At 72.0% G+C, this 24,615-nt stretch carries 25 protein-coding genes and 1 pseudogene; 17 read left to right on the top strand and 9 right to left on the bottom strand.

The genetic code is table 11. From position 1 onward, the window contains the following. Positions 1-155: 155 nt before the first annotated feature. The 3 genes and pseudogenes from RIN75_RS44260 to RIN75_RS32135 form a co-directional block, all read right to left on the bottom strand. Positions 156-413: pseudogene (locus RIN75_RS44260) on the bottom strand (hypothetical protein); the annotation flags it as partial. A 44-nt stretch (positions 414-457) separates the two neighbouring features. Next, positions 458-1,459: a non-homologous end-joining DNA ligase gene (ligD, locus tag RIN75_RS32140; protein ID WP_309115814.1), complete on the bottom strand. Its 1,002-nt coding sequence runs from the start codon at positions 1,457-1,459 to the stop codon at positions 458-460. 19 nt (positions 1,460-1,478) lie between these two features. Further along, positions 1,479-2,102, bottom strand: coding sequence for a TetR/AcrR family transcriptional regulator C-terminal domain-containing protein (locus RIN75_RS32135; RefSeq protein WP_309115813.1), 624 nt, complete (start codon positions 2,100-2,102; stop codon positions 1,479-1,481). A gap of 77 nt (positions 2,103-2,179) precedes the next feature. Between RIN75_RS32135 and RIN75_RS32130 the strand changes: the two genes are divergently transcribed. Both RIN75_RS32130 and RIN75_RS32125 read left to right on the top strand, forming a co-directional pair. Next, positions 2,180-3,334, top strand: a complete 1,155-nt coding sequence (locus tag RIN75_RS32130; RefSeq protein WP_309115812.1) for an acyl-CoA dehydrogenase family protein — start codon at positions 2,180-2,182, stop codon at positions 3,332-3,334. Positions 3,335-3,352: 18 nt separating this feature from the next. Next, a complete protein-coding gene (locus tag RIN75_RS32125) occupies positions 3,353-4,522 on the top strand; it encodes an acyl-CoA dehydrogenase family protein (RefSeq protein WP_309115811.1) in 1,170 nt (389 codons plus the stop codon). 50 nt (positions 4,523-4,572) lie between these two features. On the opposite strand, the gene RIN75_RS32120 is transcribed toward RIN75_RS32125, so the two are convergent. After that, the gene (locus RIN75_RS32120) at positions 4,573-4,983 is read right to left on the bottom strand and encodes a hypothetical protein (RefSeq protein ID WP_309115810.1); all 411 of its coding nucleotides are present in this window, start codon (positions 4,981-4,983) and stop codon (positions 4,573-4,575) included. 157 nt (positions 4,984-5,140) lie between these two features. After that, complete coding sequence (locus RIN75_RS32115; protein WP_309115809.1) at positions 5,141-5,782, bottom strand: GntR family transcriptional regulator; 642 nt, start codon at positions 5,780-5,782, stop codon at positions 5,141-5,143. A gap of 76 nt (positions 5,783-5,858) precedes the next feature. On the opposite strand from RIN75_RS32115, the gene RIN75_RS32110 reads away from it, so the two are divergent. From RIN75_RS32110 to RIN75_RS32065, 10 genes are all read left to right on the top strand, one after another. Continuing rightward, the gene (locus RIN75_RS32110) at positions 5,859-6,800 is read left to right on the top strand and encodes an asparaginase (protein ID WP_309115843.1); all 942 of its coding nucleotides are present in this window, start codon (positions 5,859-5,861) and stop codon (positions 6,798-6,800) included. Between the two features lie 315 nt (positions 6,801-7,115). Continuing rightward, the gene (locus RIN75_RS32105; protein ID WP_309115808.1) at positions 7,116-7,448 is read left to right on the top strand and encodes a hypothetical protein; all 333 of its coding nucleotides are present in this window, start codon (positions 7,116-7,118) and stop codon (positions 7,446-7,448) included. Positions 7,449-7,457: 9 nt separating this feature from the next. Beyond that, complete coding sequence (gene msrB, locus RIN75_RS32100; RefSeq protein WP_309115807.1) at positions 7,458-7,895, top strand: peptide-methionine (R)-S-oxide reductase MsrB; 438 nt, start codon at positions 7,458-7,460, stop codon at positions 7,893-7,895. Between the two features lie 233 nt (positions 7,896-8,128). Continuing rightward, the gene (locus RIN75_RS32095) at positions 8,129-9,091 is read left to right on the top strand and encodes a TIGR04222 domain-containing membrane protein (RefSeq protein WP_309115806.1); all 963 of its coding nucleotides are present in this window, start codon (positions 8,129-8,131) and stop codon (positions 9,089-9,091) included. Between the two features lie 10 nt (positions 9,092-9,101). After that, positions 9,102-10,007, top strand: coding sequence for a TIGR04222 domain-containing membrane protein (locus RIN75_RS32090; RefSeq protein ID WP_309115805.1), 906 nt, complete (start codon positions 9,102-9,104; stop codon positions 10,005-10,007). Continuing rightward, complete coding sequence (locus RIN75_RS32085) at positions 9,961-10,779, top strand: TIGR04222 domain-containing membrane protein (protein ID WP_309115804.1); 819 nt, start codon at positions 9,961-9,963, stop codon at positions 10,777-10,779. The genes RIN75_RS32090 and RIN75_RS32085 overlap by 47 nt, the downstream gene beginning before the upstream one ends. A gap of 172 nt (positions 10,780-10,951) precedes the next feature. Further along, positions 10,952-11,746, top strand: coding sequence for a DUF692 domain-containing protein (locus tag RIN75_RS32080; RefSeq protein ID WP_309115842.1), 795 nt, complete (start codon positions 10,952-10,954; stop codon positions 11,744-11,746). Continuing rightward, the gene (locus RIN75_RS32075; RefSeq protein ID WP_309115803.1) at positions 11,743-12,087 is read left to right on the top strand and encodes a hypothetical protein; all 345 of its coding nucleotides are present in this window, start codon (positions 11,743-11,745) and stop codon (positions 12,085-12,087) included. The genes RIN75_RS32080 and RIN75_RS32075 overlap by 4 nt, the downstream gene beginning before the upstream one ends. 26 nt (positions 12,088-12,113) lie before the next feature. Next, positions 12,114-12,596 (top strand): hypothetical protein, encoded by a 483-nt coding sequence (locus tag RIN75_RS32070; protein WP_309115802.1) that lies wholly within the window; start codon positions 12,114-12,116, stop codon positions 12,594-12,596. A 201-nt stretch (positions 12,597-12,797) separates the two neighbouring features. Continuing rightward, the gene (locus RIN75_RS32065; RefSeq protein WP_309115801.1) at positions 12,798-16,040 is read left to right on the top strand and encodes a S8 family serine peptidase; all 3,243 of its coding nucleotides are present in this window, start codon (positions 12,798-12,800) and stop codon (positions 16,038-16,040) included. 57 nt (positions 16,041-16,097) lie between these two features. On the opposite strand, the gene hemQ is transcribed toward RIN75_RS32065, so the two are convergent. From hemQ to hemE, 3 genes are read right to left on the bottom strand one after another with little or no spacing between them, the layout of a single operon-like run. Then, a complete protein-coding gene (hemQ, locus tag RIN75_RS32060) occupies positions 16,098-16,790 on the bottom strand; it encodes a hydrogen peroxide-dependent heme synthase (protein WP_309115800.1) in 693 nt (230 codons plus the stop codon). 17 nt (positions 16,791-16,807) lie between these two features. Then, positions 16,808-18,226 carry a protoporphyrinogen oxidase gene (hemG, locus tag RIN75_RS32055; RefSeq protein ID WP_309115799.1) on the bottom strand — a complete coding sequence of 473 codons (1,419 nt, stop codon included), beginning with the start codon at positions 18,224-18,226 and terminating at the stop codon, positions 16,808-16,810. After that, positions 18,223-19,263: a uroporphyrinogen decarboxylase gene (gene hemE, locus RIN75_RS32050; RefSeq protein WP_375296049.1), complete on the bottom strand. Its 1,041-nt coding sequence runs from the start codon at positions 19,261-19,263 to the stop codon at positions 18,223-18,225. Before hemE ends, hemG begins: the two co-directional genes overlap by 4 nt. Positions 19,264-19,395: 132 nt before the next feature. Between hemE and RIN75_RS32045 the strand changes: the two genes are divergently transcribed. The 3 genes from RIN75_RS32045 to RIN75_RS32035 all read left to right on the top strand — a co-directional run bounded on the left by RIN75_RS32045 (position 19,396) and on the right by RIN75_RS32035 (position 20,957). Next, positions 19,396-19,944, top strand: a complete 549-nt coding sequence (locus tag RIN75_RS32045; protein WP_309115797.1) for a DUF3000 domain-containing protein — start codon at positions 19,396-19,398, stop codon at positions 19,942-19,944. Between the two features lie 136 nt (positions 19,945-20,080). Continuing rightward, entirely contained in the window at positions 20,081-20,647 is a 567-nt protein-coding gene (locus RIN75_RS32040; protein ID WP_309115796.1) for a TetR/AcrR family transcriptional regulator, read from the top strand. A 25-nt stretch (positions 20,648-20,672) separates the two neighbouring features. After that, positions 20,673-20,957 (top strand): YciI family protein, encoded by a 285-nt coding sequence (locus tag RIN75_RS32035; RefSeq protein ID WP_309115795.1) that lies wholly within the window; start codon positions 20,673-20,675, stop codon positions 20,955-20,957. Between the two features lie 43 nt (positions 20,958-21,000). On the opposite strand, the gene RIN75_RS32030 is transcribed toward RIN75_RS32035, so the two are convergent. Next, a complete protein-coding gene (locus RIN75_RS32030; protein ID WP_309115794.1) occupies positions 21,001-22,164 on the bottom strand; it encodes a dipeptidase in 1,164 nt (387 codons plus the stop codon). Positions 22,165-22,481: 317 nt separating this feature from the next. Between RIN75_RS32030 and RIN75_RS32025 the strand changes: the two genes are divergently transcribed. Beyond that, a complete protein-coding gene (locus tag RIN75_RS32025; RefSeq protein WP_309115793.1) occupies positions 22,482-23,135 on the top strand; it encodes a response regulator transcription factor in 654 nt (217 codons plus the stop codon). A gap of 67 nt (positions 23,136-23,202) precedes the next feature. Next, positions 23,203-24,447: a ribonuclease D gene (locus tag RIN75_RS32020; RefSeq protein WP_309115792.1), complete on the top strand. Its 1,245-nt coding sequence runs from the start codon at positions 23,203-23,205 to the stop codon at positions 24,445-24,447. Positions 24,448-24,615: the final 168 nt, after the last annotated feature.

The following is a 24,615-nucleotide window of genomic DNA, read 5'->3' as shown; positions in this document are numbered from 1 at the left end:
GTAGCCGTCGAGGAGGGCGCGCTTGGGACCGGTCTCGCCCCGGGTCGGGAAGACGCCGGTGGCGACGAACTCGTACTCGCGGGCGGCGCGCATGGCCGTTCGAGGTCGAACAGGCCGGTGATCCGGCCGTTCTCGGTGAGCAGGTGGGCGCTCATGACCTCGGTGTGGGCGAGGACAGGTTCGGCGTCCTGCAGGTCGACGCTGTCCAGGAAGTCGGGGACTTGCTCCAGCCAGGCGGGGTCCAGCTTGCGGCCGACCTGGCGGTCCACGCAGCCCTTGGTCTGGTCCCGGGCGAAGGCGTCCCAGTCGGCCGGTTCGGTTACCGGCGGTTCAATCTCGTGCCGCGCGGAAAGCGCGCTTCCCCGACCTGCCGGGCGAGGCTTTTCCGTTGGGCTTGATCCAGCCCCGGCCACACGTCCTTGACGACCTCACCCTGCAACCGTTCCACGAGCCGCGCCTAATCGTTCTTGCGCGCCTTGGACGGCTGCACGCGGGGTGGTTCGCCGGGCATCTTCGGGTAGTCCGGCGGGTAGGGGAGTTCGCGCGGGTCGGCGGCGTACCACTCCAGCAGGGTTTCCAGGCCGAACGCCTCGTCGTCCAGGCCGGCGTGGGGATCGCCCTTGTCCGCCAAGTACTTCGGCACGGTGAAGACGTCGAAGTCGTCCGGGTCCACAGTGGACAGATCGGCCCACGTCACCGGGGTCGAGACGGTCGCGCGCGGCGTACCCCGGACCGACCACGCGGACGCGATGGTGCGGTCGCGGGCGGCCTGGTTGAAGTCGAGGAAGACTCGTTCGCCGCGTTCCTCCTTCCACCACGACGTGGTCGCCAGGTCCGGCGCCCGCCGCTCCACCTCACGGGCCAGGGCGATCACGGCGTGCCGGACGTCCACGAAGTCCCACTCGGGCCGGATGCGGACTGCGACGTGGATGCCGCGGCCGCCGGAGGTTTTGGGGTAGCCGGTCATCCCCAGCTCGTCCAGGACCTCGCGCAGCACGCCCGCGACCCGGACCGCGTCGGCGAAGTCGGTGCCGGGCTGCGGGTCGAGGTCGACGCGCAGCTCGTCGGGGTGGTCGGTGTCGGTGCGGCGGACGGGCCACGGGTGGAAGTCGAAGGTCCCCAGGTTCGCCGCCCACGCCAGCACCGCGGGCTCGGTGGGACAGACCTCGTCCGCCGGCCGCCCGGAGGGGAACTTGATCCGCGCCGTCTCCACCCACTCGGGAGCGCCCTTGGGCAGCCGCTTCTGGTAGAACGCCTCCCCCTCGACCCCGTCGACGTACCGCTTCAACGTCGTGGGCCGGTCGCGCAGCACGCGCAACAGCGGCTCGGCGACGGCCAGGTAGTACTCCACGACCTGCCGCTTGGTGACCCCCCGCGCCGGGAAGTACACCTTGTCCGGGTTCGACACCCGCACCACGCGCTCGCCGACGGTCAGTTCGAGGGGCTTGGACTTGGCCACGCCCCGACCCTAAGCGGTCTCAGTCGGACGCGGCCACTCGTTGCGCCGCGAGGCCGGTGACGAAAGCGCTCAGGGCCAACTCGAAGCTGTCCCGGTCCAGTTCGGCGGCGACGGCGGGCAGCAGGTGGGCCTTGTCGAGGTTCGGGTAGCGGTCCTGGTAGAGGGTCTGGTCCTCGGAGAAACCGCTGGAGAACGAGCTGAGGGCCGCGCCGAACACCAGGTACATCAGCGACGCCGCGATCATGGTCGCCTCCCGCCGCGTCCACCCGGCCGCGACCAGAGCGCCGTGCACGACGTCCAAGCGCCGCAGGGACGCCTCGCGGTGCGCGGGCCCGTAGGCGAGGAACGGGACGATGTTGGGGTGCCGGGCCAGCGCCTCGCGGTAGGAACGGGCGCACATGGTGAGGCCGTGCTGCCAGTCGCCGCCGGAGAAGCCCGAGACGTCGACCTTCTCCAGGATCTCGCTGGCCACCTCGTGCAGCAGGTCGTCCTTGGTGCTCACGTGCCCGTACAGCGACGCCGCCTGCACGCCCAGCTCGGCGGCCAGCTTGCGCATCGACAGGCCGTCCAGCCCGTCCCGGTCGATGATGTGGAGAGCGGCGGCCCGGATGCGCGAGGCACTCAGGATCGGGTTCCTCGGCATCGTTCTCCTCTTGCCTTCGGTTCGGGTCCGCCCCTACGTTAGATAACCTAACACTGTTCGGTCAGGAGGTCACCGGGGTGGACTTGGCCATTTCCGACGAGCACCGGCAGCTGCGCGAGCTGGCCCACCGGTTCACCGAGGAGCGCATCGTCCCGCACGCCGCGCGCTGGGACCGGGACGAGGCGATCGACCGCGACCTGGTCCCCGCGCTGGGCGAGGTCGGCTTCCTGGGCCTGGGGATCGACGAGGAGTACGGCGGCTCCGGCGGCGACCACCTCGCGTACTGCCTGGTCCTGGAGGAGGTCGCGCGCGGCGACTCGGCGGTGCGCGGCATCGTCTCGGTCTCCCTCGGCCTGGTCGGGAAAACCATCTTCAAGCACGGCACGGAAAAGCAGAAGCGCCGTTGGTTGCCCGGCCTGTGCGCGGGAGAACTGGTCGGCTGCTTCGGCCTCACCGAGCCCGGAACCGGTTCCGACGCCGCCTCGCTGGCGACGAAAGCGGTCCGCGACGGCGACGACTGGGTCATCACCGGCACGAAGGTCTTCATCACCAACGGGACGTGGGCGGACGTCGCCCTGGTGTTCGCCCGCACCGGCGGACCCGGTCCGAAGGGCATCACCGCGTTCCTCGTGCCCACCGACTCCCCCGGCTTCACCGCCCGCGAGATCAAGGGCAAGCTCGGGATGCGCGGCCAGGCCACCGCCGAGCTGACCCTGGACGGCGTCCGCGTCCCGGACGAGCACCGCCTCGGCGAGGAGGGCACCGGGTTCCGCATCGCGATGTCGACGCTCGACCGGGGCCGGATGTCGGTCGCGGCGGGGTGCGTCGGCGCGGCGCGGGGCGCGTTGGAGGCGGCGCTGAAGTACGCCAAGGAGCGCGAGCAGCAGTTCGGCAAGCCCATCGCCGGGTTCCAGCTCGTGCAGGAACTGCTCGCGGACATGGCGGTGGAGACCGACGCGGCGCGGCTGCTCACGTGGCGCTGCGCGGACCTCGCCGACCGGGGCGAACCGTTCTCCACGGAGGCGTCGATGGCGAAGCTGTACGCCAGCGAGGCGGCCGTGCGGGTGGCCGACAACGCCATCCAGGTCTTCGGCGGGTACGGCTACGTCGACGAGTACCCGGTCGGCAAGTACCTGCGCGACACCCGGGTCACCACCCTCTACGAGGGCACCACCCAGATCCAGAAGTTGCTCATCGGCCGGGCGCTGACCGGCATCAACGCGTTCGTCTGACTTCGAGAGGGGCAGGGCATGGACTTCACGCTCAGCGACGAGCAGAAGGAGATCCGGGACTGGGTCCGGACCTTCGTGCGCAAGGAGGTCGTGCCCCTCGAACCGGAGGTGCTGCGACGGGAGCGGGCGGGTGAGCCGGGTCTGCGCCGCGACGAGCTGAAGGAGTTGCAGGACAAGGCGAAGGCGGCCGGGTTCTTCGGCGTCCTCACGCCGCAGGAGTACGGCGGCATGGGCCTGGGCGCGCTGATGACCGCGCTGGTCGAGCAGGAGCTGGGGCGCAGCTTCGTGCCGTTCCGGTTCGGCGGGTACGCGGACAACATCCTGTTCCACGGCAACGACGAGCAGAAGCAGCGCTACCTGCTGCCGACCATCTCCGGCGAGCGCATCTCGTGCTTCGCGATCACCGAGCCGGGCGCGGGCTCGGACGCGAAGGCCATCCGCACCTCGGCCCGCAAGGAGGGGTCGGAGTGGGTGATCAACGGCGAGAAGACGTTCATCACGCAGGGCAACGAAGCCGACTTCGTGATGGTGTTCGCGGTGACGGACAAGGACAAGGGCGCGGACGGCGGCGTCACGTGCTTCCTGGTGGACCGGGACATGGGGTGGAAGTCCGAGCCCATCCCGACCATGGGCCAGTGGGGTCCGGCGGCGCTGGTGTTCGACGACGTCCGGGTGCCCGAGGAGAACGTGCTCGGTGAGGTCGGCGGCGGCTTCCGGCTGGCGATGCAGTGGATCGGCCAGGGCCGGTACCTGCTGCCGGCGCGGGCGCTGGGGTCGTGCGAGCGGCTGGTGGAGATGGCGGTCGAGCAGGCCAAGAACCGGGTGACGTTCGGGCAGCCGATCGCGGAGTACCAGGCGATCCAGTGGATGCTCGCCGACTCGGCGGTGGAGATCGAGGCGCTGCGCTGGCTGGTGCTGCACGCGGCCTGGCTGGTGGACCAGGGCGCGGACTCGCGGCAGGCACAGTCGATCGCGAAGCTGTACGGCGGGATCAAGGCGAACGAGATCGTGGACCGGGTGCTCCAGATCCACGGCGGCATGGGCTACACGCGGGAGCTGCCGATCGAGCGGTGGTACCGGGAGCTGCGGCTGCTGCGCATCTACGAGGGCACGGACGAGATCCAGCGCCGGACCATCGCCCGCAACCTGTTGAAGGGGCACGCGAAGGTCACCGGGACGTTGGGCTAGTCGCCGCGCCGGACGGGTCTTCGCGCGGAAGACCCGCCCGGATCGCCGGGTCACCCGTGCTGCGGCAGACCGGGCACCGGCTTGTTGTTGTTGCCGCCGGATATGTAGACGACGTTGAGCCACACGTTCTTGAACCCGCTGTCGTCGTCGGTGAGCGCCCACCAGGTGTTGGTCCACCCGCCCACGGTCACCCGGTGCTTCTCACCCCAGTCGCGCTGACAGTAGAAATAGTTCTTCCCCGCGTTCATCTTTCCGGCCTTGGTGCCCGCGGGGAGGCGTTTCGTCGGCGCGTCGGGTTTCCAGACGTTCTTGTCGATGCGTTTCGCCGGGTGGTTGGTGGCCTCGCACTTGACGGCCCGGTCGTCGCTCGGGGCGGGTGTCGCGGCGCTGGTGCCGGCCAGTGCGAGCAGCGCGGCGGCGACGGTCGCCGTGCCGGTGACGATCTTGCGGAAGATGCGCATGTCGGGTCCTCTCGGGGTCGAGCGGGGTTCTGCGTCGACCAGTGGAGTCGTCCGGGCGGCGGCGCGAAAGGCACGTGCCGGGAATTCACCCGATTTATTGTCACCCACCGAAAGAACGGCATACGTCCGGTAAACCGCAAATGGGCGGTCAGGGTGATCAGTTCTCGGCGAGCATTTGCGCGCAGACGCGGGCGAGGTGCTTGCGCATGGTGAGGCTCGCCCGGTACGGGTCGCCGGCGGCCACGGCGTCGACCAGGGCGTCGTGGTCGTCCAGGGAGGCGTGCTGGTGGGGCGGGTCGTCCTTGAGGCCGCTGCGGAGCAGGACGACCCGTTGCTGGACCAGCCTGACCTGCTCGGCGATGTGCGGTGAGCGGGCGGCGCCCAGGAGGGCCTGGTGGAAGGCCAGGTCCAGGCGGTAGGGGAAGCGTTCACCGGCCTGGTACGTGCGGCGGGACTCGGCGCAGACCTCGCGCAGGCGGGTGACGTCGGCGTCGGTGCGGCGGGACGCGGCCAGTTCGGCGGCGGCGCATTCGAGGGCCGTGCGCAGTTCGAACAGGGCTCGGACGTCCTCGCGGGTCGCGGTCGGGACGTGCGCGCCCCGGTGGGCGACCAGGACCAGCAGGTTCTCCGAGGCCAGTTGGCGGATCGCCTCGCGCAGCGGGCCGCGGCTGATGCCCAGGCGGGCGGCGATCTCCACTTCGTTGACCCGGGCGCCGGGCGGGATCTCGCCGGTCAGCACCAGTTCGCGCAGCGCGTCCACGGCCTGTCCGGCGAGGCTGTGGTGCACGGGAAGTGTCACGAACGTCTCCCTAGCACAGATCGGGCCGAAGGTGTTAACTGTCGACAGTTGGCAGTTGGTCTGGGAGGCGGCGTTGATGGCGCACGAGTTGGTGGCCGAGGTGTGGCGGGGCGACTTCGTGGAGTCCGTGCACCACGGCTCGGTCGTCGCGTTGGACCGTTCGGGGGACGCGGCCCTGCGGGTCGGGCGGCCGGACGACGTCACCTACCCGCGGTCGTCGAACAAGCCGATCCAGGCGCTGGCGATGCTGCGGCAGGGGCTGGACCTGGACGGTGAGCTGCTCGCCCTGGCGTGCGCGAGCCACTCCGGCGAGGACTTCCACGTCGAGGGCGTGCACCGGATCCTGGCGGGCGCCGGTCTGACCGAGGCGGACCTCCAGTGCACCCCCGACCTGCCCATCGGCGAGGCCGCGCTGCGCGCCCACCTGCGGGCCGGGCGCGGCAAGGAGCCGAAGTACATGAACTGCTCGGGCAAGCACGCCGCCATGCTCGCCACCTGCGTGCACAACGACTGGCCGACGCAGACCTACCTCGATTTCGGGCACCCGTTGCAGGTGGCCATCCGGGAGACGTTGGAGGAGTTGGCCGGCGAGCGGATCGGGGCGGAGGGCGTCGACGGCTGCGGTGCGCCCCTGTTCGGCATCAGCCTGACCGGTCTGGCCAGGGCTTTTGCCCGCATCACGACGTCGACGGACCCGCTGGAACGCCGGATCGCCGCGGCCATGAGCGGGCACCCGGAGTGGGTCGGCGGGACGGACCGGGACGTGACTCGGCTGATGCGGGCCCTGCCGGGTGCGGTGGCGAAGGACGGGGCGGAGGGGGTGTACGCGATCGCGCTGCCGACGGGTGAGGCGGTGGCGTGCAAGATCGCCGACGGGTCGAGCCGGGCGCGGGCGGTGGTCATGGTCGCGGCGTTGCGGAAGCTCGGCGTCGAGGCCCCCGACGACCTGGCCACGGTCCCGGTCCTCGGCCACGGCCGCACGGTGGGCGCGGTCCGCCCCTCCCCCGCCCTGGTCTGACCACCGCGACCAGCGGTTTTGTCGGTACCCCGTGGGACAATGGAACCGGGGGCCGGAGGCCACGCCCCGCACAGCCAGCCCCGCACAGCCCACCCGGCGCGGGCAGCCAGCCAGACGCGGGCAAGTAGGCGCAGGCAGCCAGGCAAGCGGGCGCTGGCGGGCGCAGCGGCAGGCGGGCGTGGGCGCAGGCGGGCGCAGCGGCAGGCGGGCGGGCGCAGCGGCAGGCGGGCGTGGGTGGTGGCGTGTGGCCGGGCGTCGGAGGAGGTGCGGGTTTGTGGGGTGGGGTGTGGTTGAAGGGGCGATTACGCTGGGGCCATGGGCAGTTCCCGCGCCGCCGACTTCCCGGACGAACGGCCGAACGGGCTCGATGACGGGCTACGTCCCCTCGACGACGAGCTGATCGGCCTCGACCCCGACGACCCCGAGACCAAGGCGTTCGCCGAGCACCTGAAGAACATGCGCCGCGAGCAGCCCGCCTTCACCGTCGAGGGGTACCTCGCGGGCGTGGAGAACTTCGCCGACTCGGCCAACCGGGCCGGGGGTTTGCGCAGGTTGTCGGCGGTGGTCGTGGTCCTGCTGATCCTGCTCGGCGTGGCGGTCAGCGTGTGGTTCGGCTTGGGCGAGATCGTGTCCACGTTCTTCGATTAACGTGGAGGTATGGAACCTGTCGTCGGCGCCACCCCGAAGGTGGTCCACTCCGAACTGGAGTGGCGGGAGATCCTGACCCCCAAGGAGTACGCGGTGCTGCGCGAGGCGGGGACCGAGCCCGCCTGGACCGGGGAGTACACCGACACCAAGACCGAGGGCGTCTACTCCTGCCGCGCGTGCGGCGCCGAGTTGTTCCGCAGCGACACGAAGTTCGACTCGCACTGCGGCTGGCCCTCGTTCTTCTCGCCGCTCGCGGCGGACTCGGTGATCCTGCGCGAGGACCGGGCGTACGGGATGGTCCGCACGGAAGTGCTCTGCGCCACATGCCACAGCCACCTCGGGCACGTTTTCGAGGGTGAGGGCTATCCGACCCCGACCGACCAGCGCTACTGCATCAACTCGATCAGCTTGCGTCTGGTCGAAGCGCCCGGCGGTCGAGCAGACTGATGGCGTTGCTCCGAAAGATGTCGATTTCCAACCTGGGAGGAAACATGCGCGTTCTCAAGGGCACCGACGGTGAGGGCTCGGGCGGCGTGGACGGCGCTTCCTCGTCCTGACGTGCGAGAAGAGCAACCCTAAGGCTTGCTCAAGCACCCTTGCCGGGGTGTGGCCTGAAGCACACGATTGCGTCTCCAGTGTCGGCGGACCACAAGTCCGCCGAGGCCCACAGGGGGTGGACCGTGGCGCGACCGTGGGGACTGTCAGGCCCGGAATTCCTTGAGTTGTACTGGATCGCGTTGGCCGCGTCGCTGGCCTTCGCGATCGTCGTCCGAGTGCGCCTGCGGGGGAAGCGCCACAGCGCCCCCGCAGGTTCGCTCGGCCTCTACGACATCGCCTACCTGACCGGCGGACCGCGGCGCGTGGTCGAGACGTCGGTCGCCGCGTTGATCGAGTCCGGCAAGCTGCGCCCGGCGCGGGACGGCGCGGTGCGGGTCGTGGGCGACCCGGTCGCGGACGACACCGTTGACCAGGCGGTGCTCACCGACGCCGCGCGCTACCGGCACCGGACGTTGTCACTGCTGTTCACGGCCGTGTCCGAGCAGGACGCGCCGAGGGGGTTCGGGCGCGCGCTCGCCGCCCAGGGTTACCTGCTCGCGCCGGAAGTGCTCAAGCGCCACTACCGCATCGGCGTGGTCCCGTTGCTGCTGCTCATGGCCGTGGGCGCGGTGCGGTGGGCGAACGGGCTGCTGATCGGCGCGCCGGTGGGCTGGCTGACGCTCCAGCTCGTGCTCAGCGGCATCCTCGTCGGCCTGCTGCTGCGGGTCGACGGCTTCAAGCGCACCGCCCGGGGTTCCCGCGCGGTGGCCAGGGCTCGCGCAGGCGAGGGCACCGGGGGTTCGGGGGTGATCAGCTCGGCGGGCGCCGCCGGGCTGGTCGCCCTCGACGGGTTCGCCCACCACCCGGACTCGCCGCTCGCCGCCGCCGGTCAGCGCTACGCCGCGCTGACCACGGGCAAGCCCAAGCGCCAGTCCAGCCGCTGGCTGCACGGCACGCGCGGTGGCGCGCTGTTCGGCGTGGGCCGGGCCGCGAGCTTCCAGACCGGCGCGGCGGGCGTCCACGACGGAGGGTCAGGGGGCTACGACGGCGGCGGGAGCAGTTGCGGCGGAGGCGGCGGCTGCGGCGGTGGCGGTGGCGGCTCCTAGGCTGGGCGGCATGGGGTTCCTGTGGTGGTACGGCCCGGCGCTCGTGGCGGCGTTCCTGTTCGGCCTCCTGCTCAAGCGGGTCACCGGGTCGCCGCCGACCCGGCCGCTGACCTTCGAGGAGATCGGCTACCTCGGCGGCGGCCCGGTGCGGGCGGTCGAGGTGGCGGTGGCCGGGCTGGTGGCGGACAACCGGGCGAAGGCCGCCGGGTACGCCGTCACCGCCGTGCCGGGACAGGAACCCGGCCCGGTCTCGGAGTTGCAAGCGGTTCTGCTGGCCCGGTTGGACGAGCCGCGGGACCTGGACGAACTGGTCGTCGCCGCGGCCACCAGCGGACCGGCGCGCAAGCTGGGCCACGGCCTGGTCGCGGCCGGACTGCTGGTGGCGCCGCGACGGCGGCTGTGGCGGGCCGTGCTCGCGGTGCTGCCACTGGTGGTGCTGGGTGTCGTCGGCGCCTTGACGACGCCGGGCGGCTGGGTGACCGCGACCGCGCTGTCGGTCACCGCGTTGGCCGCCGTGGTGTTGTCGCTGGGTCCGCCGCCCGTCCTGACCAGGTCGGGCGCGCGGGCGTTCGAGGAGGCCACCGCGGGTCTCGCGCCGGTCGACCCGGCCGAGGTGACCGCCCGCTACGGCCTGGTCCGCACAGCTGTTGTGCCCGTGCCGCCCAAGGGGTCGGCACGGGCGCAAACAGCGGTTTTCGACGGCGAGCAGGCGGAACCGATCAGGTCCGCCGAGACGTCGGATGCACCGATCCCCCGACGGGGGCAGCGGGTCGTGGTCGTCGAGCCGAGGCGCTGGCGTCAGCGCAACGGCTGGCTGGTCGCGGGCGGCTGGCTGGCGGGTGGCTGGTTGGCCTCGCAGTGGTTGGAGGATGACGGTGGCGACTTCGTGGACGTCGACTTCGGGAGTTTCGGCTGAGCTGTGGCCCGAGCAGCAGGGTTTCCTGGCCGGTGGGCCGGGGCGCGCCACCGAGGTGGCCGTGGTGTCCCTGGTGGAGGCCGGCGCCCTGCGCATCGCCCGCAACGGCCTGGTGAGCGCCGTCCAGGGGCTGCCGCGGTCGTGGACGCCGCTGCAGACCTTCGTGCTGCGGTCCGTGCCGCGCCCGCTGGGCGACCTGGTCGTGGCCGGGGCGCGCAGCGTCGAGGCGCAGTCGTTGCGGCAGAACCTGGTCGAGAGCGGGTACGTGCGCTCGGCCGGGTCGGTGCGCGCGGTGCGGTGGGTGCGCCGGGTGTTCTTCCTGAGCTGGATCGGCCTGGTGCTGTGGTCGCTCTTCGGCGACCTGACGTTCGGGACGGTGCTCTCGGCGTTCGTCGGCCTGATGGTGGCCACGGGGGTGACTTCGCCGTACGTGCGCCCGCTGACCCGGGCCGGGCGGTCGACGGTGCGGCGGCTGGGGGCCGGGGTGGTGACCTCGCAGCCGGTGCCGCTGGTGGCGTACTACGGGCTGCTGGGCAAGGTGGGCAAGCAGTTCGTGTGGCAGGTCCTGGGCATCGACCCGGTCGCGGCGGCCGGGCTGCGGCGGCGGCGCAAGGGTGACGGGTCCAGCGGCAGCGCTTCGTGCGGCAGTGGGTGCGGGAGCTGTTCGAGCAGCAGCTGCGGCGGTTCTTCTTCGGACAGCGGGTCGTCGTCGTCCTCCGACAGCGGTTCGTCGTGCGGTGGCGGGGGTTGCGGCGGTGGGGGTGGGGACTGATCGGGGGGACGCGTGTTGACGCCGGAGGACGCGGCATCGCAGTGGCCGGGGCGGTCTCCGGGGCGGTGCGGCGGTGACGGAGGACCGCAAGCCGGTTCGGAACGGCGGTGGGCGTGCCGGAGGCCGCCCTCGCCTCGCTGGCCCCGCCGCCGCGGGGGAGAGTGGGTGGGTGGTGGAAGGGCTGGGTGTCGGCATCGGGTGGCGACCCGAGATCGACCTGACCGTCGAACGGCTCGACGTCGACTTCGTCGAGGTGGTAGCGGAGAACCTGCACGCGGACCGGCTGCCCGAGTCGGTGCGGGTGCTGCGCGGGCGCGGCGTGCCGGTGCTGCCGCACGCCGTCTCGCTGAGCCTGGGCGGCGCGGACCCCGTGGACGCGCACCGCGTGGCGCACCTGGGCGCGCTGGCAGAGGCGCTGGACGCCCCGTTCGTCAGCGACCACGTGTGCTTCGTGCGCGCGGGCGGGTTGGACTCCGGGCACCTCATGCCGGTGCCGCGCACACGTGAGGCGCTGGACGTGTTGGTGGCCAACGTGAAGGCCGCGCGAGCCGACCTGCCGGTGCCGCTGGCGCTGGAGAACGTGGCCGCCCTGCTGGAGTGGCCCGACGCCGAGTTGTCCGAGGGCCGGTTCCTGGCCGAACTCGTCGAGCGCACGGACTGCCTGCTGCTGGTCGACGTGGCCAACCTCTACGCCAACGCCCGCAACCTGGGCACCGACGTCGGCCGCTTCCTCGACGAGATCCCCTTGGAGCGCTTGGCATACGTGCACGTGGCGGGCGGCCGGGAACACCAAGGCGTCTACCACGACACGCACGCCCACGCCGTGCTCCCGGAGGTGCTGGACGTGCTGCGGCAGCTCAAAGAACGGGTCGACCCACCGGGTGTGCTGCTGGAGCGCGACGACGACTACCCGTCGGACGCCGAGCTGGCGGGTGAGCTGGCCGCGATCCGGGCGGTGCTGGCGTGACCCGGCCGCAGCGCGAAAGGCTTGCGGCGCGACAAGCCGAGCTGTTGCGGGCGCTGCTGGGCGACGGCGCGCCGCCACCCGGGTTCGACCCGGAACGGCTGCGCGTCGAGGCACGGGTGCTGCTGAACAAGCGGCGCGGGATCGTGGCGATGCTGCGCCCCGACGTGGCCGACGCGCTGGGCGAGAAGTTCCGGCCGCTGTTCGACACCTACGCCCGCGCCCACCCACGCCAGGCCGGCAGCCGGTACCGCGAGGACGCCGCCGCGTTCGCCGAATGGGCGGTGGCACAAGGGGAACTGGCCCCGCCGCGGAAAAGGCGTTGGTGGCGGCGGGCAACCTGATCACGGTCTCGTTCCGTCCCGGGACCATGCGGAAACTCGTCGTGCTCGGCGCCCTGTTGCTCACCGCCGCCTGCGGGGACGTCGGCGCGGGCCGCCCGTGCACCGCGATCGGCGCGCTCGTGGGACTCGGCGTGGACGTCGAGCTGACCACGGTGGAGACCGGCGCCATCGAGGTGTGCTGGGACGGCAAGTGCGTCACGCCCGAACTGCACCTGTCGCCGTCGTCCAAGACCGTCGGCGAGACCTGCACGGGCGACTCGCCGGACAGCGTGTGCGGCGCGAGCGCCGTCCCAACTGGTGGCAAGCACGCCTACGTGCCGGTGCCCGACCTGCCCGCCAAGCCCGTCACGGTCACCCTCAAGCTGGCCGACAAGGCGGGCAAGACGGTGGTTGACCAGCAGATCACCGTCACGCCGAAGATGGTCGAGCCCAACGGTCCGGGCTGCGGAACGGGCGGCCCCCAGGCGGGTGTCGTGGTCGCGCCCGACGGTTCGGTGCGCGAGGAATAACGCCACAGTTCGTGATCGACTAGTGGTCCGATCGAGTGACGGCATGTCGCTCAATGAGACGCTGATCTCACCCGCAAGGGTGGATAGCGTCGATGACGTTGGGGGGTCTCATCACCATTCGGTCACCGCCGCCACCGCTGGTCAGGTGTGCCTCCCGACGCGCGTCCACAGGCGCGCCGCAACCAGATTCGGGAGGTATCTGTGTTGAGATCCGGAAAGCGTGGCGTTTCGTGGGGAGCCGCCGCGCTGTCGATCGGCCTCATGGCCGGGGGCACGGGAGTGGCGAGCGCCGCACCCGCCCCGGCGGGCCGCGACACCGTTCACGGGGAGCCCAAGTCCGTCACCCTCGTCACCGGCGACCGCGTCGTGCTCAACGGCGACCGCGTCGGCGCGCTGGCGAAGGGGCCGGGCCGGGAGAACATCGCGTTCCAGACGTTCGAGAAGGACGGCCGGCTGCACGTCGTGCCGCGCGACGCGCTGCGCCCGATCGCCGAGGGCAAGCTCGACCTGCGGCTGTTCGACGTCACCGGCCTGGTCGAGGCCGGCTACGACGACGCGAACCGCGACCACGTCCCGCTGATCGTCACCGGCAACCCGGGCACCGTGCGCGCCGCCTCGGGCGTGCGGGTGACCCGTGACCTGCCGGCCGTGGGCGCGGTCGCCGCACGGGCCGCCAAGGCCGAGGCCACGACCGCGTACCGGGCGCTGGTCGACGACCCGAACGTCGGCAAGGTCTGGCTCGACGGCCTGCGCCAGCCGGTGCTGGACCGCAGCACCGCCCAGATCGGCGCGCCCGCCGCGTGGCAGGCCGGGTTCACCGGCAAGGGCGTCAAGGTCGCCGTGCTGGACACCGGCGTGGACGAGAAGCACGCCGACCTCGCCGGCCAGGAGGTCGCCGAGCGCAACTTCACCGAGGACCCCGACGCCACCGACACCGTCGGCCACGGCACGCACGTCGCCGCCACCATCGCGAGCAAGGACGCCAAGTACCGCGGCGTCGCGCCGGACGCGCAACTGCTCGACGGCAAGGTGTGCGTGATGAACGGCTGCGCCGAGTCCTGGATCCTCGACGGCATGCAGTGGGCCGCCGACCAGGGCGCGGACGTGGTCAACCTGAGCCTGGGCGGCGGTGACACGCCCGAGATCGACCCGCTGGAGGAGGCCGTCAACCGGCTGTCCGCCGAGAAGGGCACCCTGTTCGTGATCGCCGCGGGCAACTCCGGCGGTCCCGAGACCGTCGGCTCGCCGGGCAGCGCGGACGCCGCCCTCACCGTCGGCGCGGTCGACCGCGACGACAAGATCGCCCCGTTCTCCAGCCGCGGCCCCCGCGTCGGCGACGGCGCGGTCAAGCCCGACATCACCGCGCCGGGCGTGGACATCGTGGCCGCCAAGTCGTCGGCGGGCCAGATCGGCACCCCGGTCGACCCGACGCACGTGGCCCTGTCCGGCACGTCCATGGCCACCCCGCACGTCGCGGGCGCGGCGGCGCTGCTCGCCCAGCAGCACCCGGACTGGACCGGTGCGCAGCTCAAGGCGGCGCTCACCGCGTCGGCCAAGCACAACCCGGACCTGACCGCGTTCGACCAGGGCTCGGGCCGGGTGGACCTGGCCAAGGCGATCACCAACACCGTGACCACGGACCCGGTGAGCCTGGGCTTCGGCCTCCAGCAGTGGCCGCACGACGACGACAAGCCGGTCACCAAGGAGCTGACCTACCGCAACGCCGGCACCCAGCCGGTCACCCTCGACCTCACGCTCGACGCCAGGGGTCCGGACGGCAAGCCCGCGCCCGCCGGCCTGTTCACGTTGAGCGCCAACAAGGTCACCGTCCCGGGCGGCGGCACCGCCACCGTGTCGGTCACCTCCGACACGCGCATCGGCACCGTCGACGGCTCGTACTCCGGCGCGGTCGTGGCCTCCAACGGCCAGCGCACCCCGCTGGGCGTGAACCGCGAGGTCGAGAGCTACGACCTGGCGGTCAAGTACACCGACGCCAACGGCAAGCCCGCCGTCGACGCCGGCTCGCTGATGGTGGGCCTGAGCAACAACGCGTTCGCGATCCCCCGGGTCGTGGACGGCGTGGCGAAGGTGCGGCTGCCCAAGGGCGAGTACTTCGCGTTCAACGACGTGCTGACGGACAAGGAGAAGACCGCGCTCCTGCCGCAGTCCAAGCTCACCGTCTCCGGCCCGGGCGAGATCGTCGTGGACGCCCGCACCACCAAGCCGGTGAAGATCACCGTGCCGGACCCGGCGGCCGAGGAGCTGATCGGCGACATCGGCATCACCCGGACCTTCGACGGGCGCCGGATGGGCTTCGGCTTCGTGTTCCTCGGCGGATTCGGCGACACGGTGTCGGTGGCCCACCTCGGCCCGGAACTCCCCGCCGATGAGCTGAGCGTGTCCATCGGCAGCCAGGCCAAGGGCGCCCCGCAGGACAAGGCGGCCGTCACCTACCGCCTCGCGTGGGCGGAGGCGGGCAAGGTCCCGACCGGCTTCGTCCGCGCGCCGCAGCTGAAGGAGCTGGCCAAGGTCAAGGGCCACTTCGGCGCCGGCCCCGCCGACCGGACGTTCGGCTACGCGGGCAACGCCGTCGTCCCCGGCGGTGGCGGCGGCTGGGCGGTCCTGTCCGACGTGACCGCGCCGGGCGAGGCGGTCGACTACGTCAGCACCGAGGGCGTCGGCTGGAGCTGGGCGTTCGTCCAGTTCAGCCCGGACAACCGCTTCGAGGCCATCCTGAGCACCCAGGCCCGGGACTACCGGCAGGGCAAGGAGTACGACCAGCACTTCCTGGCCCCGGTCTACGGCCCTTCGATCGTCGCCCCGGACGCCCTGCACCTGGCCCGCAAGGGCAACGACCTCGGCTTCGGCCTGCCGTTCTGGGGCGACGGCCACGGCAACACCGGCGACTCCGACATCGCCAAGGCCCGCACCACCCTCTACCGGGAGGGCGTGAAGGTCGGCGAGACGGAGTACCCGGCCAACGGCTTGTTCGAGGGCCTGCCGGCGGGCAAGGCCACGTACAAGGTGGAGACGGAAGCCGAACGGGCCCCGGGCATCTCGGAGTTCAGCACGGCGGTGAGCGGCGCCTGGACCTTCAAGTCCGACACGGTGGCCGGCGAGGACTTCAAGCCCCTGCCGCTGACCGTGGTCCGCTTCACCCCGAAGCTGGACGCGTCGGGCTCGGCTCCGGCGGGTCGCGTCCTGCGCGTGCCGCTGGTGGTCCAGCAGCAGGGCGGGGCGGACAACGGCCGCGTGACGCGGCTGGAGGTCGAGGTCTCGTTCGACGACGGGAAGACGTGGTCGAAGGCCCCGGTCGTCGGCCGGTCGGCACTCGTGAAGAACGGGGACGCCGAAGGGTTCGCCTCGCTGCGCGTGAAGGGCGCGGACAGCAAGGGCAACACGTTCGAGCACACGCTGATCCGGGCCTACAAGATCAAGAAGTAACGGCCTGACATGGAGGAAGGGGCGCTCCCACGACGGGAGCGCCCCTTTCGCACAATGTCAGGGCAGGTTGGTGACCAGCTCGGCGGCAGGAATGCGCGTGCCCGTGTAGAACGGGATCTCCTCCCGCACGTGCCGCCGCGCCTCGGTCCCCCGCAGGTGCCGCATCAGGTCCACGATCCGGTGCAGCTCGTCCGCCTCGAAGGCCAGGATCCACTCGTAGTCCCCGAGAGCGAACGACGCCACGGTGTTCGCCCGCACGTCCGGGTAGTCCCGGGCTTCCTTGCCGTGGTCGGCCAACATGCGCCGCCGGTCCTCGTCCGGCAGCAGGTACCACTCGTAGGACCGCACGAACGGGTACACGCACACGTACTTGCGCGGGTCCTCGCCGGCCAGGAACGCCGGGATGTGGCTCCGGTTGAACTCCGCCGGCCGGTGCAGCGCGACCTGGCTCCAGACCGGCGTGGACGCGCGGCCCAGCGCGGTGCGGCGGAAGCCGGTGTACGCGGCCTGGACCTGTTCGATCTCCTCGGCGTGCCACCAGATCATGAAGTCGGCGTCGGCGCGCAGACCCGCCACGTCGTACACCCCGCGCACCACCACGCCCTTGGACTCCAGGCCGTCGAGGTAGTCCTGCGCCTCGGTCGCGGCCGGGCCGCGGTCCTCGGGGAGGCGGCCGGGCTCGACGCGGAAGACCGACCACATGGTGTAGCGGATGGTGTCGTTCAGCTCGTTGTAGTTCAGGCGGGCCATGTCCCCAATCCTCTCACTCAGCGGACGCGGCCGAGGACGTGCGCCGCGACACGTGCCGCCGCCGCGTCGCCGGTGGCGATGCACGCGGGGATGCCCACACCGTGCAGCGTGGCGCCGGCCACGGCGAGTCCGGGCACCTCGGCGACGGCGTCCTCGATGCCGCGCACCACGTCCAGGTGCCCGACGCCGTACTGGGGCAGACCGCCGCCCCACCGGGTGACCAGGGTGTCGATCGGGGCGGCCGTGATCCCGGTCAGCTCGCGGAGGTCGTCGCGCACGGCCGCGACCAGGTCCTCGTCGTCGCGCTGCAACACGCCCACGTCACCGTGCCGCCCCACGCTGCCGCGCACCAGCACCGGCTCGCCGGCCAGGTGCGCCCACTTGCGACTGGAGTAGGTGAACGCCTTGGCGCTGAACGGCGTCCCGTCGGCGCGCCGCTCCCCCTCGGCCAGCAGCGTGCCGGACCGGTCGGGCAGCTCGGTGCCCGGCGGCAGCGCCAGGGCGACCACGGCCATGGACGCCAGCTCGACCTTCGCGTACTCCTTCGACGCGGCCGGGACGACGTCGGCCAGCAGCTTGCGGGCCGCGGGCGCGGGCACGGCCAGCACCACGCCGTCCACGTCCAGCACGTCGGGTGCGGTCGGGGCTCCGATCTCCAAACGCCAGTCGTGCTCGCGCCGGACCAGCGCGCGCACCGGCAGTCCCAACCGGACCTCGGCCGCCGCCCGCGCCACGAGCCGTTCGACCACAGTGGACAGCCCGCCGACCAGGGTGCCGAACACGGGCGTGCTCTTGCCGTGCGGCTGCGGCGGAGCGGGCATCGTCGTCGCGGCGGCGGCCAGCAGCGAGCCGACTCCGGAGTCCAGCGCGGTGGCCAGCTGCGGCATCGTGGCCCGCAGGCCCAGGCCGTCCGCCCGCCCGGCGTAGACCCCGCCCAGCAGCGGACCGACGAGCCGGTCCGGCACCTCGGGACCGAACCGGGCGCGCAGCAGCGCCCCCACGGACACGTCCGCGCCGTCCAACCGGATCGGCGGCAGCGCCGGCTCGGCCTCGACCCGCCGCAGCCCGGCCGGGCTGAGCACCTGCCGCACCGCCTCGACCGACGCCGGCACGCCCATCAGCGTGTGCGCCGGGATCGACCGCAGCTCCCCCGCCGCCCGGATCGCGGACGGCGACCGCGTCGGGTGCACGACCTGCTCACCCAGGCCCAGCTCGGCGACGAGTTCGCGCGCCTCGGGCCGGCGGTGCAGGAACGCCTCCGCGCCCACGTCGAAGAGCCGGCCGCCCACCTCGGCGGTGCGCAGCTTCCCGCCCAGCCGGTCGGCCTGCTCCAGCACCGTGACGCGGGCCTGCGGTCCGAGCAGGCAGCGCAGCCGGTGCGCGGCGGCCAGGCCGGAGATCCCGCCCCCGACCACCGCCACGTGGAGCGTTCTCATCTCGCCCGGTGCACCCACTCGACGGCCTTGGTGATCGCGTCCGGGTCGGTGTCGGGCAGCACGCCGTGACCGAGGTTGAAGATGTGGCCGGCCGCGGCGCGCCCCTCCTCGACGATCCGGTCGACCTCGCGGCGCACGACGTCCTCGCCGGCGAACAGCACCGCCGGGTCGAGGTTGCCCTGCACGACGGGCTTGGGCAGGTGCGGCGCGGCCTCCTGGAGGCGGCGCACGGCCACGTCCAGCGGGGTGCGCCAGTCGACGCCGACGACGTCCGCGCCGGCCTCGCGCATGGCGGGCAGCAGTTCGGACGTCCCGACGCCGAAGTGGATGCGCGGCACGGTCGTCACGCTCTCCAGCACCCGCTTGGAGTGCGGCAGCACGAACGCCCGGTAGTCCCGCTCGGACAGCGCGCCCGCCCACGAGTCGAACAGCTGCACGGCCTTGACGCCCGCCTCGACCTGCACGCGCAGGAACTCGGCGGTGATGTCGGCGATCCGGGCCAGCAGCGCGTGCCACAGCTCCGGGTCGGCGTGCATGAGCGCCTTGGTGCGCTCGTGGTGCCTGGACGGCCCGCCCTCGACCAGGTAGGAGGCGAGCGTGAAGGGCGCGCCCGCGAACCCGATCAGCGGCACGTCGCCGAGTTTGGCGTTGAGCAGCTCGACCGCGTCCGCGACCGGCTGCACCTGGTGGGCTTCCAGCACCGGGATGCGGTCGACGTCGTCGCGGGTGCGGACGGGCTTGGCGACCACCGGACCGGTGCCGGGCACGATGTCCAGGTCGACACCGGCGGCCTTGAGCGGCACCACGATGTCGGAGAACAGGATCGCGCCGTCCACGTCGTGCCGGCGGACCGGCTGGAGGGTGATCTCGCAGACCAGCTCGGGGTCCATGCACGCGTCGAGCATCGCCGTGCCGGCGCGCACCTCGCGGTACTCGGGCAGCGAGCGCCCCGCTTGGCGCATGAACCAGACCGGGGTCCGCGACGGTGTGCCGCCGCGGGCGGCGACGAGCAGCGGTGCGGTGGTGTTGTCACTCATCTCGATCCCCATGCTCCCACGGGCGGCTCGCCGGACGCTGCCCGGTCCCGGCGTGCCGCGCTGCCGCGAGGCCGTCCGGTCCCGGCGTGCCGCGCTCCCGTGCGGCCCCGCGGAGGCATACAGTCCCCAGATGTGACCGGACTGGCGGCGGAGCCCGAACTGTTCCGGCGGGCGGTGGCGACGCTCAAGTCGGTGCGAACCCGACCCGAGCTGGAGCTGACCGAGGTGCGCCCGCCGCAGCGCCTCGCACCCTGGGCGTTCGCGTTGACCGCGGAGGCGACCGGTCCTGCGGACGAGCTGTCCACCGGCCGGTTGGTGCTGCTGCACGACCCGGACGGCGTGGAGGCGTGGTCGGGGGTGTTCCGGCTCGTCGCGTACGTGCGGGTGGAGCTGGACCCGGAGCTGGCCACCGACCCGTTGCTGCCCGAGGTGGGGTGGTCGTGGCTGGTGGAGGCGCTGGAAACGGCCGGTGCGCACTTTTTGGCGCTGGGCGGCACGGTGACCCAGACCTCTTCGGCGCGCTTCGGGGACATCGCCGGGCCGGCGCGCACCGACGACCTGGAACTGCGGGCGTCTTGGACGGCCCGTGACGCCGAGTTGGCTGCCCACGGCAGCGCTTTCTACGACGTGATGGCGACTGCGGTCGGCCTCCCTCCGGTCGGCGTGACCACGATCCGCTGACGCACCCCGGTTAGTACCCACCCCGCGCTAGCCGGCCGTCTTCGCCGGGACCAACTCGCTTGATCTTCTAGGACGCTTGTCCTACGGTCTGCCTAGGACAAGCGTCCTAGAGACGGGTCGACCGGAAGGGGATGCGGTGAGTTCGGCAGTCACCCGGGCCCGGATCGTCGAGATCGCGGACCGGCTGTTCTACGAGCGCGGCTACCAGCACACGTCGTTCGCGGACATCGGCGCGGCCGTCGGCCTGTCGCGCGGCAACTTCTACTACCACTTCAAGTCCAAGGACTCGATCCTCGACGCGGTGATCGAGTCCAGGGTGGCCTCGACCCGCCGGATGCTGGCGGAGTGGGAAACCGAGCACGACGACCCGGCCGACCGCATCATGCGGTTCGTCGAGATCGTCGTGACCAACGGCCCGGACATCCGGGCGCACGGCTGCCCGGTGGGCACCCTGAACACCGAACTGGCCAAGCTCGACCACGCCCTGCGCGGCCGGGCCCGCGAGCTGTTCACCGTGTTCCGCACCTGGTTGCGCGACCAGTTCGCGCTGCTGGGCCACGCCGACCAGGCCGATGACCTGGCGATGCACGTGCTCACCTTCAGCCAGGGCGTCGCGGTGCTGTCCAACGCCTACCGCGACGAGGAGTTCGTCCGGCGGGAAGTCGACCGCATGCGCGACTGGCTGAGCACCTACTCGAGATGAGCACCTACAAGAGATGAGAGAACCGATGTTCGTCGTCCTCCTCCGCTTCTCCGACAACAAGGACGCCGCGGGCCGGCACATGGACGGCCACGCGGAGTGGCTCCGACGCGGTCGGGAGGACGGGGTCTTCCTGCTGGCCGGCAGCATCCAGCCGGGCCTCGGCGGTGCGATCCTGGCGCACGGCGTGACGCGCGCGGAATTGGACGAGCGCGTGGCCGCGGACCCGTTCGTGGCGGAGAACGTGGTCAGCGCGGAGGTCCTCGAGATCGCGCCGGGCATGGCGGACGAGCGGCTGAGCTTCCTGCTGTGACGGCTTCGCGCCCGCCTGCGACCTCGTCGTCGCGGCGGGCGCGCTAGTCGTTGTCCCTGAGCACGCGCAGCGCGTTGGCGCCGGCCAGCTTGGTGCAGTCGTCCTCGCTCCAGCCCCGGTCCAGCAGGGCGCCGATCAGGTCCGGGTAGGTGGAGACGTCCTCCAGGCCCTCCGGCAGCAGCTTCACACCGTCGTAGTCGCCGCCGAGGCCGATGTGGTCGATGCCGGCGACCTCGCGCGCGTGCTCCACGTGCGCCACGACGTCGTCGATGGTCACGTGCGGGGTTGGGCCGCCCTCGGTCCAGGTGGCCGCGAAGCGGTGGCGGGTGTCGAGGTCGTTGTGGTTCTCGCCGGCCTCGGTCATCGCTTCCTTCAGGCGCGCGTCCCACTCGGCGAAGCGCTGGGACACGAAGTGCGGCACGAAGGTCACCATGCACACGCCGCCGTTGTCCCTGAGGCGTTCGAGCACGTCATCGGGCACGTTGCGGGGGTGGTCGGCGACCGCGCGGCAGGAGGAGTGGGTGAACAGGACCGGCCTGCTGGAGGCGTCCAGTGCCGCCTTCATGGTCGACGGGGCCACGTGCGACAGGTCCACGATCATCCCGATGCGGTTCATCTCGCGCACGACTTCGACACCGAACTCGGTCAGCCCGCCGTGCGCGGGTTCGTCGGTGGCCGCATCCGCCCACGGGGTGTTCTCGTTGTGCGTGAGGGTCATGTACCGGACGCCCAGCCGGCGCAGTGCCCTCAGCACGCCCAGTGACGAGTTGATGCTGTGCCCGCCCTCGGCCCCGATCAGGGACGCCAGCCGGCCGGAGGCGAACACGGCCTCGGCCTCGTCGGCGGTCGTGGCGAGCCCGAGGAGGTCCGGGTAGCGGTCGCACAGCTCGTGGACCAACTCCACCTGCTCCAGGACGGCGGTCACGGCTGCGTCGCCCGCGAGGCGGCACGGGACCCACACGGACCAGAACTGGACACCCAGCCGGCCCCGCCGAGTCCGCAAAAAGTCGGTCTGGAGTGCTGGTTGGAGCAGTCGGAGGTCGGTGGCGGAGGCCCAGTCGCGCACGTTCGGCGGCGTTGACTTTTCACCGAATTGCCCCCCGGCGTACACCTCGCGCAGCGCCCACGGCAGGTCGTTGTGCCCGTCCACCAGCGGCACCCGGGCCAGCAGTTCCTCGGCTCGGCCTCGACCTGTGGTGCTCGACACCGGCAACTCCTGTCTGTCGTCGTGAGACGGACTCGCGTTACACGCCCTATCCAGATGTCAGCCGATCGTGTGACAACAGGGGCCATCAGTGACAACTCGTTCGGGATAGATACCCGATTGATCGTCCCGTAGACCCGCTTGGGCGGCTACGCTGCCCCAGACGACACCACTTTCGGTCGATCAGTGGCGCGGCTGATTGGACGAAAGTCCCGGTGCCGGTCGGGGGGCACGACCGACTCCAGGGAGGTAGTGACGTGGCTGCCGTCGGCTTAGGTCAGGCCGTTCGTACCACGCCAGCCGGCTCGTTGCCGGCGAACATGGTCCCGCACCCGCGGGAGGAGCTTTTTTCGGTGTTGGTGGTCGACGACCACCCGCTGCTGAGGGAGGCGATAACGGCTCGGCTCACCCAGATGGGAGCCGGGACAGTGCATGAGGCGGCTTCGGTCGCGGAAGCTCGGGCGCGGGCTCTCGCCACCGGACCGTGCGACCTCGCGATCCTCGATCTGGGTCTGCCGGATGGCACCGGCATCGACCTGGTCACGGAACTCCGTGCCCAGGGCTGGCCCCGCATCGTGGTCCTCGCGTCCTCCGACGACCCCTACGCGGTCAGGTCGGCCTTCCAGGCGGGCGCCCAGGCGTACCTCCTGAAGTCCGCCTCGCCGATGGTGGTCACCGACGGGGTGCGCAGGGTCCTCGACGGCGGCGTCTACGCGGATCCGAGCGTCGCGCCCGTCCTCGCGGCGGGCACCCGGGTGCCGGGCACCGACAACACGCCGCGGGAGCTGTCCGCGCGTGAGGTCGAGGTCCTCCAGCTGGTCGCCGATGGCCAGAGCAACAAGGAGATCGGCGAAGCGCTCAGCCTTTCCGCGCTGACGGTGAAGAGCCACCTGTCGCGGATCGGGCGCAAGCTGGGCACCGGGGACCGGGCACAGATGGTCGCGCTGGCCATGCGTGCCGGCGTGATCCGCTGACCGGGTCGCCACGCTGAACGGGCCGAACACACCCGCGAGTGGTGCGTTCGTCGTAGGGTCTTCCGCCGTGGACGTACCCTCCGACGAGCCGACCGACCCAACCGGGGCTGAGCCGGTCCCGCTGACGGAACCCGCTGATGGGGTTCCGCCGGTGGTGGCCGACGCCCAGGCGCTCCGGCGTGCCGCTGACGCGCTCGCCGGAGCATCGGGTCCGGTCGCTGTGGACACCGAGCGAGCCTCGGGCTACCGCTACTCGCAACGTGCCTACCTGGTGCAACTGCGCCGGGAGGGCGCCGGGACCGTGCTGGTCGACCCGATCGCCCTGGGCGGTCGGCTCGATCCGCTGGTCGAGGTGCTGGACGGGACCGAGTGGGTGTTGCACGCGGCGTCGCAAGACCTGCCGTGCCTCGCCGAACTCGGCCTGCGTCCGAGCGCGCTGTTCGACACCGAGCTGGCGGGCAGGCTGGCCGGTTTCGAACGGGTGGCGTTGGGCACGCTCGTCGAGCGACTGCTCGGCTACAGGCTGGAAAAGGGGCACGGCGCGGCCGACTGGTCGCGCCGTCCCCTGCCGGCCGACTGGTTGAACTACGCGGCGCTGGACGTCGAGCTGCTCGTGGAGCTGCGCGACGTGCTCGAACAGGAGCTGAAGCGCCAGGGCAAGCTGGAGTGGGCGCTGGAGGAGTTCGAAGCCGCCCGCACCGCTCCGCGGCCCTTGCCGAGGTCCGAGCCGTGGCGCCGGACGTCGGGCATCCACCGGGTGCGCAGTCCCCGCCAGCTGGCCGCCGTGCGGTCGCTGTGGGAGACACGCGACTCGCTGGCCCGTGAACGCGACATCGCCCCGGGCCGAGTCCTCCCCGACAGCGCCCTGATCGAAGCCGCCGTCCGCAACCCCGCCGACGAGGCCGCGCTGCTGGCTCTGCCGGTCTTCCGCGGGCGCGCGCAACGCCGCATGGTCGCGGTCTGGCTGGGCGCCCTCCAACGCGCCGCCGCCCTTCCCCGCGCGGAGCTCCCCGACCCCGCCCAGCAGAACGACGGCCCGCCGCCGGCGAACCGGTGGGCGGACAAGGACCCGGCCGCGGCGGCTCGGCTGGCGGCGGCCCGGGTGGCGCTGACGGCCGTGGCGGACGCCAACACGCTGCCGGTGGAGAACCTGCTGCTGCCGGACCTGGTGCGGCGGACCTGCTGGCAGCCCCCGGCGGACACCTCGGTGGAGGGCGTGGCGGCGGTGTTGCGGGAAGGCGGAGCGCGTCGCTGGCAGATCGAGCTGACGGCGGAGGCCTTGTCGAGGGCGCTCAACGCCAAGCCCGCCTGAGCCGTGCGGCTCGCGAGCCCCCCGGACGTGGGGCTCGCTGGCGGTGGCCTCCGGCCCCCGAGTCGATCATCCCACGCCCCACCGACAATTCCGCGAGTCCGCCGAGCCGGCCCGGGTCGGCCCGGTTCCCGAGTCGGCCCCGTTCCCGAGTCGGCCCCGTTCCCGAGT

Origin of the sequence: Saccharothrix sp., assembly GCF_031180885.1 — a bacterium.
Taxonomy (GTDB): domain Bacteria; phylum Actinomycetota; class Actinomycetes; order Mycobacteriales; family Pseudonocardiaceae; genus Actinosynnema.
Note: the sequence above shows the minus strand (reverse complement) of the source record. Positions and strands in the feature narration are given on the sequence as shown.